Source organism: Acinetobacter rudis, from assembly GCF_031157835.1.
Classification (GTDB): Bacteria; Pseudomonadota; Gammaproteobacteria; order Pseudomonadales; family Moraxellaceae; genus Acinetobacter; species Acinetobacter rudis_A.
The window spans coordinates 48,678-67,223 of the sequence record NZ_JAVIDR010000009.1; the positions used below are offsets into that span (position 1 = coordinate 48,678).

Genomic DNA, 18,546 nt, shown 5'->3' on the forward strand with positions numbered 1-18,546 from the left:
ACGATAATTAAAACTTATAGGTCATTCCTAAGTTGTAACGGCGGCCATCTAATACAAAATCATAGGTATCCTGATTAATTTGTTTATCAAGCAAATTGTATACACCAGCAGCTATTTGGACATGATCAGAAACTCGATAATTCATACCTACATCTACCATTGCATAGGCTGGTTTTCCTTTTGACATTGAGGTACGAGATAAATATTCTGATGTTTTACTTCTAAAGTTTAAACGTGACCATGTGGAAATCGTGTCGTTAACTTCCCAATCTACTGTTGTATTGAACATATGTTCTGGCATTTGATTTAAAGGCTTCCCTTTAAACTTACCACTTTTTTGTTCTGTGTCAGTATAAGTATAATTTGCCGTTAAATTGACGGTAGGTAGTGCTTGCCATGTCAATGTTGTCTCGACTCCACGCATATTCGCTTTATCTACGTTTTCACGCAAACTCACAAAATCAAATTGCTCACCTAACCAATCGCAATCTAATCGTCCAGCATCCCCGCTACAATGACGAATCTCTGTAATTTTATCTTTAAAGTCACTATTAAAAACAGTTACTCCAGCTGTAATATTGTCAAGGTTATCCCAATTTATCGAAACCTCATAATTCGTACTTTTTTCTGGTTTTAAATCTGGGTTACCAACAATAACGCCTTTACTTGATCCACCACCAGTCGCTTGCCCCCATTCTGCTACTGTTGCCCGTAAAGCTGGAGTTTTATAACCTGTTGAAACACCGCCTTTCACAGTCCACTGATCATTCACACTCCAAACACCATAAACTTTAGGGCTCCAATGGCTACCAAACTTTTCATCCTTATCTAAGCGTAATGATGTTGTTACATTAAAGCTGTCAACAATACTCCAAGTATCTTCAGCAAAAAGTGCCCAGCTAGAACGATCTAAACTTGATATAGGCTCTTTCCCAGGAATTAATAACTGATTGCCCTTATCATCTAAGTCTTCTTGCAGATACATTCCACCAAAACTAACATTATGTGGACCAAGTTCAATTTGGTTAATAGTATTAAATGTTGTATTTACTGCTTCCATATTACGTGATGGATTTTTAGTTTCTTCACGTTGAAGATAAGATTGTGTTTTTACTCGCCCTAATTCACCACGATGATTAATACTATAATCTGTGCGATAGTAATCACTATATGAATCGGTTGCTGGACCATTTCGGCCCGCCTTATCTTCTATAGTCTTTCCAACTTTACCATTACGGTTCTGAATAGAACGCTGATACTCAAAATCAATTGTGTGTAAATCATTAGGTGTCAAACTTAATGTTGCACCACCTGTGCGCATTTTTTGCTTTTTAAAACCACCTATAATGTCATCTTCTTGACGCTGTGAAAAAGTACCATTAGCCTTTAATGACAACAAATTCTCAATTAATGGTCCAGAAACATAAGCGTTTGCTTGATACAAATTTCCCGAATCTTGGTTTTCTTGTAAAGTTGTATCAAGTTTAATTGTTCCATTCCACTCAGTTGCAGACTTCTTGGTAATAATATTAATTACCCCACCCATAGCATCGGAACCATATAAACCTGACATTGGACCACGAATAACTTCAATTCTATCAATTGCAGCAATACCAGGTAACCAACCTTGTTCAATTCCAGCATTATCACTATTTGGTCGTACAGATCGTGTATTTACTTTTTTCCCATCAACTAAAATAACAGTATAAGCACTTCCCATACCACGAATACTAATATCACTCGAACTACCACCACCAGTAACGACTACACCAGGCACATCTTTTAGTGCATCTGTTACATCTCGATATGCTTTTTTATTAATTTCTTCTTGGCTCAATACTGAAATTGTTGCTGGTGCTTTTTTAATATCTTGTTCAAACCCACTTGCTGTCACCACAATCGTATCTAATACTACACGTTCAGTTTGACCACTGGCAGGATTTACTGTTGATTCAGAAGTATTGGCTTGTGCTTGTGTAATATACATCATCGATAATACAGCCATCGTTAATGCAGATTTCATTCTTTGTTGTGACATAAGTATTCCAAGTAACAATTGTGTACATAAGTAGGATTAATTCTTACTCATTGTAACAAATGAGAATCATTCATCAATGCTAATGAGAATAATTATTATTGTTTTTTTCTATCGTATAAAAAAACCTCCCGAAGGAGGTTGTTTTTCAATATATAAATTTTATTTCATCTTTCCAAAATCGACTTATTTAAAGTAAGCACCTTCACTTTGTGTATGGTCAGTCTCATCAAGCACGCGGCTCAGTTCTGGAATATGTTCTTTAAGTGTTGTCTCTACACCTTGTTTTAAAGTGACATCAATTGCTGAACAACCTTGGCAACCACCACCAAACTTCAATACAGCAGTAAGACCATGTTCTTCATCTTCTACTACATTAACAAGACTACAGTTACCACCATGACCTGCAAGCCCAGGGTTAATCTCAGCTTGTAAAACATAAGTGATACGTTCTTCAATTGAAGCATCTGGGCCAACGCGTGGTACTTTTGAGTTAGGCGCGCGGAAAGTTAACTGCCCACCGAAACGGTCTTTGTTATAATCAATAACCGCATCTCTTAAATATGGAATAGAGGGTGCATCAACATAAGCAGGAAAATCAGCATAATCTTGCTTGTAATCTGTAGGTACAACCTCTTCAGGAGCACTATAAGCCATACAACACTCAGCACGAGGGGTTCCAGCATTTTCTACAAATACACGTACACCAATGCCTGGCGTATTTTGCTTGGCTAATAAATCTTTTAAATACTCCTGTGCATTAGGAGTAATCAATAAATTTGGAATTTCATCCACAACAGCAACACTGTTAGTCTCAGTCGTCATAACTTTTTCCTCACGCTGACCCAGCCATTCTACCCGAAGATCATGCAAATATAAAAATAATCTACTAAAACTGTCGGAATTAATGCAGATACTATATTTATTTAATCTTAGACCGCATAATCAAACACATATTCTATGTTTTGATCTGGTACCTAAGCTATATGTTGCACTCACCTCTTAGTCATACACTGAGCCTTATCATTATCACAGTCATTGTCTCAATTGCTGCTTTTAATATGCCTGCATTAATGAACCGTTTAATTTTTAAACCCACAGCAATGCGCCAAGGCCAGATCGATCGCTTTATCACGCATGGTTTTGTACATGCTGACGCGACTCACTTACTCTTCAATATGATCACCTTATTTTTCTTTGGTAGTATTATTGAAAGTTTTTATCGTCAGTATTTCTATGACTTAGGATTTGTTCTGTTTTATTTAGGTGGTCTGATATTTGCCATACTCCCAAGTTATCTTAAACATAAAAATAATCCTTATTGGGCAAGCCTCGGTGCCTCAGGTGCTGTCTCTGCAGTACTTTTTGCCTATATTTTGTTTGAACCATGGCATTTAATTTTTGTATTTTTCATTCCAGTTCCAGCCATTATTTTTGCATTCTTATATGTTTTCTATAGTCTGTGGGCTGGCCGTCGTTATGGCGACAACATCAACCACAGCGCTCATCTCTGGGGAGCAGCCTACGGGGTAATCGTGACTTTATTGATTGAACCTCGCATTTTAACTCACTTCATTACAAAGCTACTTCAATTACCATTTTAAAATTTAAACGTCCTCATTTAGCTGCAAATTGTTTCTATTGAACAATTTGCAGTACCACGAATGTTGCTTATTTAATTGTATTTTGTCACTTCATGCCAGTTCAAAGTAGAAACTACAGGGTAATAATAAACACATTTTCTACAGAAATTCTTAGCTTTGGATCAGCCTATGTCGCAAATCGTAGAGGGTTTACAATTTACAGCTCACCCAGAAACTCAAAAAAAAAGTAGTTCTCATAGCGCAAAAGAAATCATTTCTGCCGCACTAGCATCTCTCGATCCACATCTAGTACAACAACTTCAAAATGAAAAGAATTGGCGAAAAAACTATCCTATATATTTTAAAGCCTTAGTTGAACATGGCATTCAAAATACAAGCAATCCGATTCAAATTGCAAAAGCAGGTTTAGCACAAGCACAAAAAAGTTTTCAATTTTATCGTGACAATCATGCCTACGCATTACAAGATTTGATGCAAATCCCCAATATTGAAAAACTACATCGCTTTAGCCTTAAAGGTCAGTCCAACCAAGCACCCGAATGGTACATTCCATATCATAATAAACAACTTCGTGGCGCAGATCTTTTAAAACAACTTGATACGTGGTTAGCTCATGGAATTATTGAACAAAGCCATGCCGATGCCCTACGCCTCGTACAGGCTCACCCTGAATGGCTCGACCTTTCTCAACGTTATATGGTGTTATTCGGTGCTGCCTCAGAAGCGGGTCCACTCAAATGGTTGGCAAAATGGAAAGCCAATATTATTGCGATTGACCTACCCAACCCTAAAGTTTGGCAAAAAATTGTTGATACCGTCATACAAGGTAATGCCACACTCATTGCACCTAGCCGAACTATGCTAAGTGCCGACAGCTCAGCAGCACAAGCTATTGAACATTTGGGAGCCAATTTGCTGACACAAACAGCCGAGATTGCAAAATGGTTAAGTGAACAACCTGAACAGTTAGATTTAGCTGCTATTGCATACTTAGATGGCGAAAAGCATGTGCGTGTTTCTATGGCTATGGACAGTATTATGCACTATGTTAGTCAACAAAAACCGAACACTAGCTTAATGTATATGTGTACACCTACAGATATCTATGCCATTCCAGCTGATGTAATCCAATCTACACCAAACCAAATCAAGCACCGTTCAAAACTTGAAAAAATATGTACTAAAGGTATTTCACAATTAAGCTTAAATAGATTTTTTCAAACACGGCCTTCACAAATCTATCCTTCTAACAATCAAAAATCTTACGCAATCGCTGATTGTATAGTGATAGAACAAGGCCCGAACTATGCACTTGCAAAACGCTTACAACAATGGCGTGCAACATTAGCACGTCATCAAGGCCAACAAGTGAGTATTAACATTGCCCCTTCTACTACCACACATTCCGTCACCAAAAATCCACTGCTTAAAGCAGCTTTTTCAGGTGCCAGTTTATTCAATGTAGAAGCATTTGAACCAGATACAACCAACGCCATTATGGCTGCACTTTGGGTGCATGACTTATGTAATCCTCAAGCGCTAGCAAACCCCAATAACCAATTGGCTCATCCCCTTGAACTGATTATGGATGCTGCCAATCATGGTGGTCTATGGCGTATAAACTACTTGGCACGTACAGCCCTGCCTTTTGCAGCACTTTATGGTTTTGCCAAAGACAAACTTGGTTTAAAAAGATAACTTACCCATATAAAAACGCTGCCTCAATTGGGCAGCGTTTTTATATCATGCTTAATTAACTGTAGATTAAGCAAATACTTTTAGGAGTAACCAATACAATATACCAGACAAACAAATTGTGGCTGGAAGAGTAAAAATCCACGCAGACAAAATTGTTTTTACAGTATTAAAGTTAAGTCCAGATTTATTAGCAACCATGGTTCCGGCTACAGCACTGTTCAAAACATGTGTAGTTGAAACCGGCATACCAAAGCCATCTGCAGCAGCAATCGTAGACATTGCAACAAGTTCAGCAGACATACCTTGACCATAAGTCATATGATGCTTACCGATACGCTCACCGACCGTAATAACAATACGCTTCCAACCCACCATCGTACCAAGACCGAGTGCAAGTGCAACAGCTACTTTTACCCATGTCGGAATATACTGAAGGAATGAATCTAAATGTTTACGATATGCCTTCACTGATTGTTGCTGTGTAGCAGTCATTGCAGGAAGCTGTTCAGCTTTTTCTAAACGCTTGAAACTCGTTACACTCAAGTAAATGTCGTTACGAATTGCACTTACTTCATGTTCTGGAATATCTTTCAAATCATTATAATGACCAACACGATCACCTAAATGATCAGTCAAGCTCGCTAATGCAGGAAGAACTTGAGCATTATTTTCTTTAGTTTGCACATATTTAGTTAGAATTTGACGTGCATTTTCATCAGAAATATTGTCATGTTGTTGATAAATTGCTGTAGCAGTTTGATTCGATAACTGTTGAAAGCTTTGTAGATGTTCATGATCTAGACCCTTATTCAAAGAATATGCTAAAGGAACCAAACCAATCAAAATTAACATGATCAATCCCATGCCTTTTTGACCATCATTTGAACCATGAGCAAAACTAACCCCAGTACAAGTAAAGATTAAAATGGCACGAATCAAAGGTGGTGGTGGCTTATTTCCTTCAGGTGGTTGAAAAAGCTCAAGTTGACGCTTGAATACTTTTTTCACCAATAGGAAAACCACTGCAGCAAAAGCAAAACCAATCAATGGTGAAAATAATAACGCTTTACCTACTTTGATCACCTGATCCATATCTACGCCACTCGCGCCTGTTGCCGAATGCAAGATATAGTTCATGATCCCCACACCTAAAATTGAACCAATTAAAGTATGTGAACTTGAAGCTGGAATACCCAGTACCCAAGTACCGAGGTTCCACATGATAGCAGCGATAAGCATTGCAAAAACCATTGCAAAACCAGCACCACTACCAACATTCATAATCAGCTCTACAGGCAATAAAGCAATAATGCCGTAAGCAACAGCACCACTTGCAACCATTACACCGAGGAAATTACAAAAACCTGCCCACATCACAGCAATAGGTGCTGGCAATGCATTGGTATAAATTACAGTTGCAACAGCGTTTGCTGTATCGTGAAAACCATTTACAAACTCAAAACCGAGTGCAATAAATAAAGCAGTACAAAGTAAAATAATTGAATAAACACTTAATGGTGGAACATGAGACAGATCAGCGTTGACCTGAACACCAATATAAATAATTGTAGAAACAATAACCGTCAAAAACACCGGAATAAAAAATTTTGGTGTAGGAACGTGCACATTTGTTGGTTGACTTGCTGGTATAGAAGATACCGAATCGGAAGCAGGTGGATGTTTTGAATTCATGCAGACAGTTAAGCAGATAAAAAAATCCACTTATTGTTTAATTAAATTATGACAATTATATGACAAATCATCATGAATTAAAGCCATTTTTGATCAGTGTAAAGGAAGTTGTCTTTTAAAAAGACTAAAAATCTATATTTTTTACTTATATAACAGCATGTTAAAACAAATAATCAACAAAAAAAGTGACACTTATACATTCATAATTTTGTTGTTACAAAACACGTTTTAAATTAGATTTTTTATGTACCTTTGCATTATCTTCGTCAAATATGACATTTTGATGAAAAAAACATCATTTTTCTCATTTTCAATGTTATGAATAGCTTATTGAATATTTGTGCTAAAGCTTAGATCGAATTGTGACAAAGCCAAGAATTAAAAAATAGTGTGACTTCTGTTAATATTGCCGTTTTAAATCCTGCCAACGTTGGTGCTTAGTATGTCCACGCTCTCCACATTAAAACAGTTACTTCAACAACGTATATTAATTATTGACGGCGCTATGGGAACAATGATCCAGCGTCATAAGTTTGAAGAACAAGATTACCGTGGTGAACGTTTTGCGGACTGGGCACATGATCTGAAAGGAAATAATGACTTATTGGTTTTGACCCAACCACATGTTATCCAAGGGATTCACGAACAATACTTAGCAGCTGGCGCAGATATTATTGAGACCAATAGTTTCAATGCTACACAGGTTTCAATGTCTGACTATCACATGCAAGACTTAGTCACTGAAATTAACATTGAAGCTGCTCGCCTCGCTAAGGCAGCATGTGAAAAATATAGTACATTAGATAAGCCACGTTTCGTTGCTGGTGTATTAGGACCAACTTCACGTACCTGTTCAATCTCACCTAATGTGAATGATCCCGCTTTTCGAAATATTCACTTTGATGAACTAAAAAATAATTATATTCAAGCAGCTCATGGCCTTATCCAAGGTGGTGCGGACATTCTTCTTATTGAAACGGTGTTTGATACTCTAAACTGTAAAGCTGCAATTTTTGCCGTAAAAGAAGTATTTAAGCAAATTGGCTATGAACTCCCTCTCATGATTTCAGGCACAATTACTGATGCTTCTGGTCGCACCCTCACCGGTCAAACCGCAGAAGCCTTTTGGAATTCTGTACGTCATGGTGATTTACTTTCAATTGGTTTTAACTGTGCTCTTGGTGCTGACGCCATGCGTCCTCACGTTAAAACCATTGCTGATACAGCTGATGTGTTTGTTTCAGCCCATCCAAATGCAGGTCTCCCGAATGCTTTTGGTGGTTATGATGAAACCCCAGACCAAACTGCGGCATTCTTAAAAGAGTTTGCCGAAAGCGGACTGATTAATATTACAGGTGGATGCTGTGGTACTACACCTGATCATATTCGTGCGATTGCTGAAGCGGTTCGAGATATTGCTCCACGACAAATTCCAGAAATTAAACCAGCATGTCGCTTAAGTGGTTTAGAGGCTTTCAATATTTACGATGACTCTTTATTTGTAAACGTTGGCGAACGAACTAACGTGACCGGTTCTAAAAAATTCTTACGCCTCATTCGTGAAGAAAATTTTGCCGAAGCGCTTGATGTAGCTCGACAACAAGTTGAGAGTGGTGCCCAAATTATTGATATCAATATGGATGAAGGGATGCTTGATTCTCAAGGTGCAATGGTGCACTTTTTGAATTTGGTTGCTTCTGAACCTGATATTTCTCGCGTACCAATCATGATTGACTCTTCAAAATGGGACATTATTGAGGCAGGTCTCAAATGCGTACAAGGTAAATCCATTGTAAACTCAATTTCCTTAAAAGAAGGTTATGATGAGTTTGTTACCAAAGCACGTCTTTGTCGCCAATATGGTGCAGCAATTATTGTTATGGCCTTTGATGAACAGGGACAAGCCGATACCGCCGCACGTAAACGTGAAATCTGTCAACGTTCATATAATGTACTCGTGAATGATGTAGGTTACCCTGCAGAAGACATTATATTCGATCCAAACGTCTTTGCTGTTGCAACAGGAATTGAAGAACACAATAACTATGCTGTTGACTTTATTGAAGCAACAGGTTGGATCAAACAAAACCTACCTCATGCCATGATATCTGGTGGGGTATCTAACGTTTCCTTCTCTTTCCGTGGTAATGAACCCGTTCGAGAGGCTATTCATGCTGTGTTCCTATATCATGCCATTAAACAAGGCATGACAATGGGTATCGTTAATGCAGGACAATTAGCAATTTACGATGATATTCCAGCGGAACTTAAGGCAGCAGTAGAAGATGTCATTCAAAACCAAAACCAAGGTGAAAATGGTCAACTTGCTACAGAAAAATTATTAGAAGTTGCTGAAAAATTCCGTGGTCAGAGCAGTGGCCAAAAAGTAGAAGAAAACCTAGAGTGGCGCAATGAATCTGTAGAAAAGCGTTTAGAGTATGCGTTGGTTAAAGGAATTACCACCTTCATTAATGAAGATACAGAAGAAGCTCGACTAAAATCATCTCGCCCACTCGACGTAATTGAAGGTCCTTTAATGGATGGGATGAATGTCGTTGGTGACTTGTTTGGTTCAGGGAAAATGTTCCTTCCGCAAGTAGTCAAATCTGCCCGAGTAATGAAACAAGCTGTTGCTTGGCTCAATCCTTTTATTGAAGCTGAAAAAGGTGAAGGCCAATCCAAAGGTAAGGTACTCATGGCAACAGTAAAAGGCGATGTACATGATATTGGTAAAAATATTGTAGGTGTTGTTTTAGGCTGTAATGGTTATGACATTGTTGATCTTGGGGTCATGGTTCCAGCAGAAAAAATATTACAAACTGCTATTGATGAAAAAGTCGATATCATTGGCTTATCTGGACTCATTACACCTTCACTAGATGAAATGGTCTTTGTTGCAAAAGAAATGCAACGTAAAGGATTTCACATTCCGCTCCTGATCGGTGGTGCAACCACATCAAAAGCACATACTGCTGTAAAAATTGATCCACAATATCAAAATGATGCTGTCATTTATGTTGCTGATGCCTCTCGTGCTGTTGGGGTAGCAACCAGCTTGCTTTCAACAGAGCTTAAAGCCCAATTTGTTGCTGAACATCGTGCTGAATATGCTAAAGTCCGTGAACGCATTGCCAACAAACAACCAAAAGCTGCCAAACTCTCTTATGCCGAATCGATTGAATTAGGTTTTCAACGAGATTGGGACAATTACCAAGCACCCATTCCTAATGCTTTAGGAAATCATGTTCTTACACAGTATCCACTTGAAAAACTGGTAGATTACATTGATTGGACACCTTTCTTTATCTCTTGGAGCCTAGCAGGAAAATTTCCTAAAATATTACAAGATGAAATTGTAGGAGAAGCAGCAACAGACCTCTTTAATCAAGCACAGAAAATGCTTAAAGAAATTATTGAAAACAAACGCTTCGATGCGCGTGCCGTATTTACAATACAGCCTGCAGCACGTACTGGACATGACACGGTCAGTGTTTATGCAGATCCAAGCCGAAATCACATCACCCATCACTTTGAACATTTACGTCAACAATCCGATAAAGTAACAGGAAAGCCAAACCTATCCCTAGCTGATTTTATTGCACCTGTAGAGTCTAAAGCGCAAGATTATTTAGGCGGATTTACAGTCTCAATCTTTGGTGCTGAAGAAATGGCGAATGAATTCAAGACTAAAGGTGATGACTACAATGCCATTCTAGTACAATCTCTAGGCGACCGTTTTGCTGAGGCTTTCGCAGAACACTTGCACGAACGTATTCGTAAAGAGTTTTGGGGCTATCAAGCTGATGAACAGCTCAGCAACGAAGAATTAATCAAAGAAAAGTATGTAGGTATTCGCCCTGCACCAGGTTACCCTGCTTGCCCTGAACACTCAGAAAAAGCTGTACTTTTTGATTGGCTAGGTACAACCAGACGAATTGGCACTCAACTCACCAGTAGTTTTGCAATGTGGCCACCTTCAAGTGTAAGTGGTTTCTACTATAGCTTGCCTGAAAGTACATATTTTAATGTTGGAAAAATTGCGCAAGATCAATTAGATGATTATGCACAGCGTAAAGATTGGAGCATGGATGAAGCCAAGCGTTGGTTAGCACCTAATCTTGATGATTCAATTCATTAATGGCTGTTAAATAGATATTTAAATACCCCACCAATGTAGATTGGTGGGGTATTTTAAAAAAAAAGATTAAATTTCAACATTGTTGACAATGAGCAAAACAACCTCAAATCTAGAGAGCAAGCCGTATCAAATGTATTAAGTGAAGCGTGTTTAGATACTTGCCATTGTTAGATGATCTTGTTGCCAACTTTCCCAAGATTTTTCATTTGATAACACCCAATCAATTACATCAAGTACACCTTCTTGATCATTGCTTCCCGTCTGATATCGTGCAATTTGTTTTAACTCGGGTACTGCATTAGCCATAGCAAAGCCATAACCTGCTTGTTTGACCATGGCCATATCATTGTAATTATCACCTATGGTTAACATTTCATGATCTTCAACATGCCATAACTGTTGTAAGAATGACAGACCAAATGCCTTATGTTGATTCGGTAAAATTAAATCGATAAAGCCAAAACCACTAGAGACAAGATCGACTTGTTTTTGTTGCACATAACTTTTTGTCTCCAACAATTTAAGTGCTTGTGGTTCAGTGCTTGGAGTTGTATTTAAGGTCAGTTTACAAACATCTGCCTGTACATCTGAAAGTTGTGCTACACGCTGTAATTTTTTAAAGTAAATATTGAGTTTTGATAAACTAGATTCAGCCAACTCAGCACCAATATAGCCACGATCCTTAGCACATAAAATCATACAATCGGCAAAATCTGTATGTAAATCACTAATAATCTGCTGTAACAAAATAGGATCAAATCTAGAAAAGTTAATTTCCTCTTGTTGATGCATCACATGTGAGCCATTTTCTGCAACAAAGGCAATCTCATGACCAATCTCAGGAAAATACTGTTGTAGTGTATAAAGTGGATTACCACTGGCAACAACAAAGTGAATACCCTGTTGTTTTAGCTCAGCATACTGTTTTAGAAATCTTGGCTTATTATAGCTCTTGTCGGTTTTTAAAAATGTACTGTCCATATCGACTGCAATTAACTTGACTGACATAAGTCTTCCTATTCATCACCAAAATTAATATGTTCTAGAGTAATGCCTATTTCTTCGCATCATGACACAACAAGATCATTCAGACAAACATCAGATATCTAACAAGAAAGAAACGTTCTGCTCATCATACCAACCTATCTGCAAAATATGAGTTTAAGTTCAAATTCATTCACCCAAACTCATTTACAAATAATACGCCTTAACGTTCAATACCAAACCAAATTTTCAATATTTAAAACAATTCACTTAAAAATAGCTGACTCGTTGTTTTTTTAGTACTTGAAACCACTGCCACCAACCAAACATAGCCAATAAAACGAAAATAGCATATAAACCTGCTGTTGGAATAAGCCCTTTATAAGCAAACATTCCAACATAAACAATATCAACCACCACCCATAACATCCACGTTTGAATATGTTTCTGACTGGTCCAATACGTTGCCAGTAAACTAAACATAGCCAACTGTCCATCTAAAATAGGCACAGCAGCATCGGTAAACTGCTGCAGACTTAAGCCAAAAATAAGTCCAAGCACCATTGTCACGACAATTTGGATCCAAGCACGTTTTGTATTTAAATGTTGCAAACGAATACCATGATCTTGCTGTTTAGATTTGCTCCACTGGTAAAAACCATAGATATTCATTGTCATAAAGACGCATTGTAATAAGGTCTCACCGTATAATTTGACCACAAAGAATAAATAAGCGTACATCACCACTGCGATAAAATTTACAATCCAACACCACATACTTCGCTTAATTGTCAGAGTCACACCTAAAATACTGACCAATACTGCTGCAATTTCAAAATTTGACATAAATGAATACTTAAAAGCGAAGTAAGCAGTATAACTTAGTTAAAGCAACCAAACAGTCATCATTGCTTTGATTATTGAGCTTCTATCACTAGGGCAAAAAAATCCACGACATCAAATTGAGGCCGTGGATTTTTCATCCTGATCAGCGTTATTTTTTTAATATAGATTCAAAACTTTTGAGACGTTTATAAATTGAGAGTAATTCAATAATCGTTTTCCATGAATTAACCAAATATTGAAAAGATTCACGAACCTTTTCAAATACATTTCCCACCTGAATAAACAAACCTAAAGTTAGAAGTCCTGCTGAGATTGATGGAAACAAGATCACCAATCCGAATAAAATATCGAGTTGTATATACCAAATACTCACAACATTAAAATAAGCATAATGAAAATAGAGTCTAAAGTAGTTATAGCGAACATGAGAAAACAGGTCTTTAAGTGATAAAGGATGTGCCCGATCTGCATCATCCTCACCATACACCAACTCTTTACGGTAAGCGGCCTCAACTTTTTGGTTATTAAACTCAAGGCCAGGTAATTTGATCCCTACAAACATTAATAAGAATGTACCAAATAAAGCCCATCCTATCGAAGCCCAAACCAATGAATACTCAAGCTCACCAACGATAGGTAAAACTGGTACATGTTTAGACAATACAACCATGACTGGAAAAAATGCAATCAGCGTCAAAACTGCTTTAATAAAACTTACACCCAAAGCCTCTAACGTGGATGCAAAACGCATAATATCTTCTTGGACACGCTGTGATGCACCTTCAACCGCCCGTAATGTACTCCAATGGTCTACATAATAATTATTCATTGCAGTACGCCAACGAAAAATATAATGACTCACAAAAAATAAATTCAACACCGCAATAGTCACATGGATCATTGCTAAATACAGGAAGACTAATGCACCTTGATAAAGTAAAACAATATCTCCCCCCTTAGGTGTAAGCATCGACTGAATCAAATCATAAAAGGGACTATACCAAGCATTCAAAGCAACACTCATTTGAACACCAAACCAAACATTAAAAAGAATAAGCGCAGAACCCCAAACAGACCATTTTTGCCAAGGATGATTCGCTTTTATCTTCCAAAAACCAGCAAACAGACTTACTGAAGTGATAAACCACAAGTAAAACCAAAGAAAACGCGGTGACCAAAAACGACTCACATCAATTGCAAGTTCTGCTTCAGCATAACCTGGTGGAAATCCTATAAACTCCCCCCAACTCTTCCCGCCGCTGTACCACAAGGCAACATTTATACCAAACCAAAATATCAAAGATAAAAAGAACCACTTAGGATTTGGAAAAAAAGATCGAAACATTAAATCATACTACCCTATTTATTATATGCACCTAGCTTAAACACCCACGTTTAGGTGCCTTGGCTGAGTCAACATCGTTGGGTGACAAGATGCACTGATATGCATCCAACTCATATTGCTAATATGTGTTACTTTTATTACAACATGTCAAGTATTTTAAGTGAATATCAATGATATTTCTGCTGTAGATGAAAAAGTTAATTTGATCGCACTGTGATGCTGGTAAAAACAAAAAATTTAAAGTAGCAGAAAAAATAAAGCCCCTTCAATCTAGGGGCATGCCGCAATTATCCGGCAAAATGCTTGAGCTATTTGCATATATAAAAACAAATTGTTTACTTCGTAAAAGCCTCAATAGCACAAGAAAATATAACAAAGCATAGAAATAAACAAATGTTTTAATAACTAATTCAATAATTTAAATCTTGTATCTACATCAAAATATACAACAACTATTTATGGTTATCATCAACTTTTTTATGTTTATAGTGATCAAATTCATAAAATTAAGCTCTGCTTCAGCTTAGTGCTTTTTACTTGAGACAAATTTATAAGTGGAGCAGCTTTATGGATTCTACAACCAAGGATATCCTAATCAAAGTACCTGAAATCACCGCACTCTTCTGGATCACAAAAATATTAGCGACAACATTTGGTGAAACTGCAGGTGATGCACTGTCCATGTCATTAAATCTTGGATACCTGGTTAGTACGCTAATTTTTGCACTGATCTTTATTATATTCTTATATTTACAAATTCGTAGCAAACACTATCAACCATTTTTGTATTGGTCAACCATTATAGCGAGCACCACAGTTGGAACGACTTTAGCTGATTTTGTTGATCGCTCACTTGGTATTGGCTATGTTGGTGGGAGTAGCATTTTACTCAGCTTAGTTCTGCTCTCACTTTACACTTGGTATAAAACAGAACGTAGTATTTCACCCTATAGTGTAAATAGCCCACGTGTGGAGATATTTTATTGGGTTACCATTACTTTTTCCCAAACCCTAGGTACAGCTCTAGGTGATTGGTCTGCAGATACGGCAGGGTTAGGTTATAGTGGTGGAATTATTCTCTACTCCTCACTAATTTTATTTATCCTATTGCTTCATTATCGCAGTAAGATTTCTGACACGTTATTGTTCTGGGCTGCCTTTATTTTAACTCGCCCTCTTGGTGCTGTTGTCGGTGACTTTCTAGATAAACCACTCGATCATGGTGGTCTCAATCTAAGCCGTTTCAGTGCATCTTTTGTATTACTATGTGCAATTTGTATATTTGCCTATTGGTCTAAACGGAAGTCAAATCAACCTAAAAAAATTCAATGATAATAAAAGTAAGCCAGTCAAAATTGTTTTTGGCTGGCTTTAGCAACGAAACTCGATGCAATATTTTAAGAGATTTTCACTAATTCAACGCGACGATTGTCTGCTTTACCTGCCTCTGATGTATTATCAGCAACGGGTTGAGTTGCGCCAAAACCCTGACTACGTAATCGACTTTCCTCTATCCCTTTAGCAATCAAAGCTTGGCGTACTGCTTCAGCTCGTTGTTGTGAGAGTTTTTGGTTATGCTCAGCTTTTCCACTGTCATCGGTATGCCCTTCAATTGAAAGTTTCAACTGAGTATCATGACGTAATAATTGCACAATTTGTTCAATCACAGCCTGACTCGATGACTCAATTTTGGCTTGATCTACAGCAAAATTAATATGTACTACGGCCTTTCCAAGTTCAGTAATATTTTCAGCCATTGCACTAGCTGTATTTACTGCACTTTGTACAGCTTTCATTTTTACTTTAACAGGCTTTAGCTCTATCACAACAATAACAGGACTATTCAATGTAAGCTGAATGAGTACAGGATTTCCTTGTTGGTTTTTAAAACCATATGTATAGGTTTTTTGGCCAATATTAGCTTCTGCATGTTCACTATAATCCTGATGTGCTTCATACAACTTATATGGAATTTCTTGATCATTAAGTTGACTTGCGCCCAGCTCTTGCATATTTTGCACAAAAGACTGCACGATTAACTCGTTTGAAAATGATTTTGCACCCTCAGCTGAAATCGCACTACGGTAAAACTGCCCCTTAACTTCCTGAAGTTGGCCATGAATTGCCACGTAATATTTTTTCAGCTCATTCTGTTCTTCACTTGAAGGCTTATAGCCTTCAGGCAATGAATAATATGGGAATTTCGCTTGTTCTAATGCCACTTGAGGTAACTGATTTAAATCAAATACATCATGTTGTGTTGTAGCAGTCACTGAGGAACTAAGGCTTGTTTCAGTTGCTATAGCTTCTGAAACCTTAACTCCCTCTGCTGGTTCTTTTTTACTACAAGAAATCACACTTAAGCTAATAAATAGCCATACCCCACACATTCGCATCGTTGCCATATAGCTAAAATCCAGTAGAAAATAGGAATAATGAGTGTTGCAGTATGACAAAAATTTTTATTTTTTTCACTTTATATCAGTTTAATTATGCATAACCTTATCTAGATAATAAATGAGTACTCACGCTTAATATAAAGATTAACTACACAATTTAAATGATCAATTTTAGCTAAAACCGAGCTTTTTACTCAAATTTAATTTACATTTTAATTTATTTAAAATGACTTTAATTTGATATAGATAAATTTAAAATAAAAATTCCAAATGTGAATTAAAAATGTAAATATACTAAAAAAACAAATATAACTATTTAGCTAAAATTTATAAAAACAGAAAAAAATAAAAAAAAATAATGGTTTTTAATAAAAAATGTACATGTAGTTAATATAAATTAATAATTTATATTTTACATCATGTTATCTTTTTAGATTAGACTTGTGGGATTATAAGATTTGAAACACTAATCTTATGTTATATGATCTTGCGCAATATTCACATGCTGATGGAGTTTAATGTGAAAGTACTAAATCAAAAATATTGTGTAGCATTAGATGATAAAGATGAGCTACAACATTTGAAAGGTGAGTTCGTTTTACCTAACTCAATTGTTTATCTGGGAGGAAATGCCTTAGGAGCTCGCCCTAAATCATCAAATGCACTCACGCAACAATTCATTGCACATGAATGGGATGAAAAACTCACGCATCATTTAAATACAGATGATCACCATACTGAACTGCCTCGCGATTTAGGGAATAAAATCGCGCAGTTAATAGGTGCAGAAAATGATGAAGTTATGGTTGCTGATTCAACGGCATTAAATCTATTCAAAACACTTACTGCAGCACTGAAAATTCAGGCTAAAGAACATCCAGAAGCAAACGTTATTATTGCTGAACGCGATGCCTTACCAACGGACATTCATATTATCCAAAGTTTTATAGAGTTCCATCAGCAACTTTATACACTTGAGTTTATTGAAGATGAGTACGATCTAGAACAGCATCTCGCTACGGGTAAAGTTGCAGTGGTGATATTATCCCAAGTCCATCATTGCACAGGTCGACTCAAAGAGATCTCTACAATCAACGAACTGATTCATCAACATTCTGCCTTAGTCATTTGGGATTTATGCCAATCTGTTGGTATCTATCCAATTCAGCTCAATCAGAGTCAAGCTGATTTTGCCATTGGCTGTACTTATAAATATCTCAATGGTGGGCCCGGTGCTCCTGCATTTCTTTGGGTCAATGAAAAATACTTAAAGACATTTTGGGATCCACTAAATGCTTGGAACAATCATAAAAACCCATTAGATTTACTTGATTTTTATGAACCATTTACTGGACAAAAACGCTATATGTCAGCACATCAACCCATTATCTCGATGCGTCTAATTGAGTGCGGACTAAACATTTTTGCTAAAACAAATTTAGAGTCGATTCGTCATAAGTCTTTGCAACTTACGGACTTATTTATTGAGCTAATGGAACAAGAGTGCGGAGATTTTGACTTTGAATTGATCACCCCTCGCGAACACCAAGTTCGTGGTGGTCATTTAAGCTATAATCACCCATTTGCCTATGAAATCTGTCAGGCTTTAAGTGTACGAGGTGTAATTGCGGACTATCGTGAAACAGATATTATTCGCTTTGCTTTTTCCCCTCTTTACATCCGATTTATTGATGTTTGGAATACAGTCCAGCAAATCAAATCTGTAATGCAGAATGTTGAATGGCAAATTAAACCCTACCACGTAGCGCATACGGTTCAATACTAAAATCAATGAAATCAATAAG

At 37.1% G+C, this 18,546-nt stretch carries 12 protein-coding genes; 5 read left to right on the forward strand and 7 right to left on the reverse strand.

The genetic code is table 11. The features are described from left to right. Positions 1–7: 7 nt before the first annotated feature. Together RFH42_RS09695 and nfuA are read right to left on the reverse strand one after the other, a co-directional pair. Positions 8–2,038, reverse strand: a complete 2,031-nt coding sequence (locus RFH42_RS09695; RefSeq protein WP_308975389.1) for a ligand-gated channel protein — start codon at positions 2,036–2,038, stop codon at positions 8–10. A gap of 183 nt (positions 2,039–2,221) precedes the next feature. Next, positions 2,222–2,860, reverse strand: coding sequence for a Fe-S biogenesis protein NfuA (gene nfuA / locus RFH42_RS09700; protein WP_308975390.1), 639 nt, complete (start codon positions 2,858–2,860; stop codon positions 2,222–2,224). Positions 2,861–3,021: 161 nt separating this feature from the next. On the opposite strand from nfuA, the gene RFH42_RS09705 reads away from it, so the two are divergent. Together RFH42_RS09705 and RFH42_RS09710 are read left to right on the forward strand one after the other, a co-directional pair. After that, positions 3,022–3,639 carry a rhomboid family intramembrane serine protease gene (locus RFH42_RS09705; RefSeq protein WP_308975391.1) on the forward strand — a complete coding sequence of 206 codons (618 nt, stop codon included), beginning with the start codon at positions 3,022–3,024 and terminating at the stop codon, positions 3,637–3,639. 168 nt (positions 3,640–3,807) lie between these two features. After that, a complete protein-coding gene (locus RFH42_RS09710) occupies positions 3,808–5,337 on the forward strand; it encodes a hypothetical protein (protein ID WP_308975392.1) in 1,530 nt (509 codons plus the stop codon). A 66-nt stretch (positions 5,338–5,403) separates the two neighbouring features. Here the strand turns inward: RFH42_RS09710 and RFH42_RS09715 are convergent, their stop codons facing one another. Then, the gene (locus RFH42_RS09715) at positions 5,404–7,029 is read right to left on the reverse strand and encodes an inorganic phosphate transporter (protein ID WP_308975393.1); all 1,626 of its coding nucleotides are present in this window, start codon (positions 7,027–7,029) and stop codon (positions 5,404–5,406) included. Between the two features lie 442 nt (positions 7,030–7,471). Here RFH42_RS09715 and metH point away from each other — a divergent pair, with 442 nt between their 5' ends. After that, positions 7,472–11,167 (forward strand): methionine synthase, encoded by a 3,696-nt coding sequence (gene metH / locus RFH42_RS09720; RefSeq protein WP_308975394.1) that lies wholly within the window; start codon positions 7,472–7,474, stop codon positions 11,165–11,167. Positions 11,168–11,317: 150 nt separating this feature from the next. Here metH and RFH42_RS09725 read toward each other — a convergent pair whose 3' ends face one another. The 3 genes from RFH42_RS09725 to sbmA form a co-directional block, all read right to left on the reverse strand. After that, positions 11,318–12,175, reverse strand: a complete 858-nt coding sequence (locus RFH42_RS09725) for a Cof-type HAD-IIB family hydrolase (RefSeq protein WP_308975395.1) — start codon at positions 12,173–12,175, stop codon at positions 11,318–11,320. Positions 12,176–12,421: 246 nt separating this feature from the next. Continuing rightward, the gene (pnuC, locus tag RFH42_RS09730) at positions 12,422–12,997 is read right to left on the reverse strand and encodes a nicotinamide riboside transporter PnuC (RefSeq protein WP_308975396.1); all 576 of its coding nucleotides are present in this window, start codon (positions 12,995–12,997) and stop codon (positions 12,422–12,424) included. A 148-nt stretch (positions 12,998–13,145) separates the two neighbouring features. Continuing rightward, complete coding sequence (gene sbmA / locus RFH42_RS09735; protein WP_308975397.1) at positions 13,146–14,342, reverse strand: peptide antibiotic transporter SbmA; 1,197 nt, start codon at positions 14,340–14,342, stop codon at positions 13,146–13,148. Between the two features lie 567 nt (positions 14,343–14,909). On the opposite strand from sbmA, the gene RFH42_RS09740 reads away from it, so the two are divergent. Then, entirely contained in the window at positions 14,910–15,674 is a 765-nt protein-coding gene (locus tag RFH42_RS09740; protein WP_308975398.1) for a COG4705 family protein, read from the forward strand. A gap of 65 nt (positions 15,675–15,739) precedes the next feature. Here RFH42_RS09740 and RFH42_RS09745 read toward each other — a convergent pair whose 3' ends face one another. After that, positions 15,740–16,747, reverse strand: a complete 1,008-nt coding sequence (locus RFH42_RS09745; protein ID WP_308975399.1) for an OmpA family protein — start codon at positions 16,745–16,747, stop codon at positions 15,740–15,742. Positions 16,748–17,243: 496 nt separating this feature from the next. Here RFH42_RS09745 and kynU point away from each other — a divergent pair, with 496 nt between their 5' ends. After that, the gene (gene kynU / locus RFH42_RS09750) at positions 17,244–18,527 is read left to right on the forward strand and encodes a kynureninase (protein WP_308975449.1); all 1,284 of its coding nucleotides are present in this window, start codon (positions 17,244–17,246) and stop codon (positions 18,525–18,527) included. Positions 18,528–18,546 lie beyond the last annotated feature (19 nt).